The sequence below is a fragment of the Pseudomonas sp. W5-01 genome (assembly GCF_046540435.1).
GTDB classification, from domain to species: Bacteria; Pseudomonadota; Gammaproteobacteria; order Pseudomonadales; family Pseudomonadaceae; genus Aquipseudomonas; species Aquipseudomonas graminis_B.
In genome coordinates this window covers 1-3,301 of the sequence record NZ_JAXCIP010000018.1, presented here as the reverse complement: position 1 = coordinate 3,301, position 3,301 = coordinate 1, and the positions used below count along the sequence as shown (strand labels likewise).

Genomic DNA, 3,301 nt, shown 5'->3' with positions numbered 1-3,301 from the left:
ACAATATAGGTGTTATCGACAGCGTTGTTCTTGTTGGGATCAAGCACGTTGAATGCGTCTGCAGGCTCGACTTTAGGACGAGGGTAGGGTGTTGCGTTAATGGATAAAGTGTCGTCAAGCGCCTGTTTGATTGCTGCCGTCAATTTGTCTTTTTGCTCGGCGGTGAGGATGGCGTTCTTCATTTTCTTTTGCTCCTTGCAAGGTGGGTATCACTAGTGCGACGCGGGCAGGGGGGTAATTGTACTTACAGCGCTTCACCGTAAATAAATCAGGTCCTTGTTTTAAATAAATCAGACCCCTTTAGACCAGACCCCTTTAGACCCCAGGGGACTAATGCAAGGGGACTGATTTATTTACACGCTTTACCGTAATTAATCTGTCCCCGGTTTAAATAAATCAGACCCCTTTATAGACCCCTTTATCATGCTAAATAAATCAGACCCCTTTATCATGAGACCCCTTTATCATGCTCTTATCATCTTGTAAGACCCCTTTATCTTGCTCCTTTATCTTCCGTTTTGATACTCTTAGGGGGTGTAAGTGAGCTGTCTGATGGTTATATTGGCACCGTGTCCCGGCGCCTTCGCAGTAAAGTGTATATATTTTACTTTTGGCCCTGCAATATAAACAATTTGAGGGAAGGGTGCGTCACTTGTGCTGTCGAAATCCCTGGAGAAAATCCTTTCTCCGGTATCATTGTAAGCTTCCACTCTTAGTATGTCGTTTTGGGTAGGCTGCCAAACTCTGAGAGTTAGGTCTATGAGGACTGCGGAGTAAGTATGTCGTAATGCTGCTGTCATAGAGATTGGATCGGTTACGACAGCTTGCGCGTAAACTGTTGCAGTGTGATTTTCAATGTATCCGTATTGATCTCCAGTTACATAGCCTGAAACAGTTAGCACTAAACTTTCGCATTCTGCAGAATCGCCGACCCTCACTAAACGCTGATTCTCAACATTTTCGAATTTCTCTACTAGAAGCATCACAACTTGAAGCATCCATGCTTTTGATATCAGGCTCCCGTCCACATATTGAGCGGTGAAAATGTGCGTCGAAACTGATAATCCGCTCACCTGATATGTCCAGTCTCCGGTGGAATTGACAGTAACAATTCCTAGGGCCGCTGAACCGTCAATTATTTGGAGACGGGCGTTCGCATCGGCCGTTCCGGTCAAGTTGACAGTAGTGTCTTCGGTGTTCGCGCCGTTGGCGATCTCCGCCCCATAAGAGTCGGTCACCTTAGTAATCTCAATCGCGCCAACGTCGGGCACGCTCTTGATGCTGTACGCCTGTTCCGAAAACGGAAAACGCGTTGCCCCTCCATCAAAAGACGCTTCCAGCTTCAGGATAAAGGTCGAGCCGTCGGTCAGCGTTTTGAGGAGGTCCTTGGAGATGCCCCTGCTCTGGGCGCCCAACGTCGTGACGTTCAGCGGATTCCAGTTCTGCAGCGTGATCTGCGGCGTCGAGACCACGCTCAGCCAGAGTTTTTGCCCCACTGCCTGACCAGGCCAGGCCGCCAGTGTCATGTGGGCGTTAGCCGTCAACGCCGTCACATCAAGCTCGGTCCCCTGCGCCTCGGTGATGACCGGCTTTGGATAGGCCGGACGCACGTACTTGCGCACGGTGAGTTGAAGGGGCTCAGACGCGACGCCGTCTGGCTCATTTGGATTGAGCACCGAGTAAATGACGAGGATGGGTTGAGGGAGGGTTTCACCCGCTGCAATGACAAGGGCAGAGGGGACCTTGACCCTGATTTGCGTTCCCTCGGAAGCGACCGGTTCGATCGAGTAATCATCGTTCCAGTAAAAACTGACCAGATAGGTGGCGGGAATATTATCAATGACCATATAGGTGTTATCGACAGCGTTGTTCTTGTTGGGATCAAGCACGTTGAATGCGTCTGCAGGCTCGACTTTAGGACGAGGGTAGAGTGTTGCGTTAATGGATAAAGTGCCGTCAAGCGCCTGTTTGATTGCTGCCGTCAATTTGTCTTTTTGCTCGGCGGTGAGGATGGCGTTCTTCATTTTCTTTTGCTCCTTGCAAGGTGGGTATCACTAGTGCGACGCCGGCAGGGGGGTAATTGTACTTACAGCGCTTCGCCGTAAATAAATCAGGTCCTTGTTTTAAATAAATCAGACCCCTTTAGACCCCAGGGGACTAATGCAAGGGGACAATGCAAGGGGACTGATTTATTTACACGCTTTACCGTAATTAATCTGTCCCCGGTTTAAATAAATCAGACCCCTTTATCAGACCCCTTTATCATGCTTACAGTCGTGCTATGTCTAGATCATTCACGGAAAGTCTGGCCAGTCATCCAGAGAATTTAGTATGGACATTCCTCTCCAGCTGAGTATTTCATTAACAGGTGCGCATCTTTTCTGTGCTGAAGGAAACCGCCAGACAAGACCGTCTTCCCCACAGCCTGATTTTATTCCAAGCCAGCAGTCACCATATCGGCCCTTGTCTGGTGGGAATGGAGCGCCATACAAGTGTATGAGTACATTTAGGTGAGCCTCCCTAAGAGGTAAACAGTCCCAGTCCTCGGCGTATTGTACTGCCTGATCGTAGGTGAAACTGTACTCATCAGGTGCTACTCTGAGCGCATACATTTTCGAGGCGTTAACTGTGTAAGAGACGCTGTTGTTTCGTGCATCGCTCACGGTTATGGTGCTGCTCCCCCATCCTCTTCCTTTAACCTCTCCCTGCTGGTTAACTGATGCATACCGTGTGTTGCTCGATGAGTAGGTATAAGGTGGCGTGCCTCCTAAGGGTGTTCTAACTTGAGTATTACCTACTACGTCATTGCCATTTTGCGTCCATTCAGGGCTTCCCATTACGTATATGCCATCAAGAATCATCGTTGACTGGTCAATGGTCAGCGGTATGGCTATAACCTGAACAGTCCATGCATCTGAAGTCAGGCCACCTGCAACATATCGAGCAGTGAAAATATGCGTAGAAACCGATAAACCGTTCGCCTGATAGGTCCAGGCGCCAACGGCGTTAACAGTGACAGTTCCTAATACCGTTGACCCGTCAACTGCTTGAAGTTGGGTATTTGCATCGGCTGTGCCAGTCAGGTTGACAGTGGTCTCTTGAGTATTTCCGCCGTTGGCGATCTCCGCCCCATAAGAGTCGGTCACCTTAGTAATCTCAATCGCGCCAACGTCGGGCACGCTCTTGATGCTGTACGCCTGTTCCGAAAACGGAAAGCGCGTTGCACCGCCATCAAAAGACGCCTCCAGCTTCAGCGTAAAGGTCGAGCCGTCGGTCAGCGTTTTGAGGAGGTCCTTGGAGA

Annotated in this window: 3 protein-coding genes; all 3 read right to left on the bottom strand. The window is 49.6% G+C overall.

Features of this window, described 5'->3' with window-relative positions; translation table 11 throughout:
* The coding region (locus SLW75_RS28155; RefSeq protein ID WP_410936069.1) for a hypothetical protein at positions 1-182 on the bottom strand (182 nt) is incomplete at its 3' end.
* 345 nt (positions 183-527) lie between these two features.
* Entirely contained in the window at positions 528-2,024 is a 1,497-nt protein-coding gene (locus SLW75_RS28150; protein ID WP_410936068.1) for a hypothetical protein, read from the bottom strand.
* A gap of 270 nt (positions 2,025-2,294) precedes the next feature.
* The coding region (locus tag SLW75_RS28145; RefSeq protein WP_410936067.1) for an Ig-like domain-containing protein at positions 2,295-3,301 on the bottom strand (1,007 nt) is incomplete at its 5' end.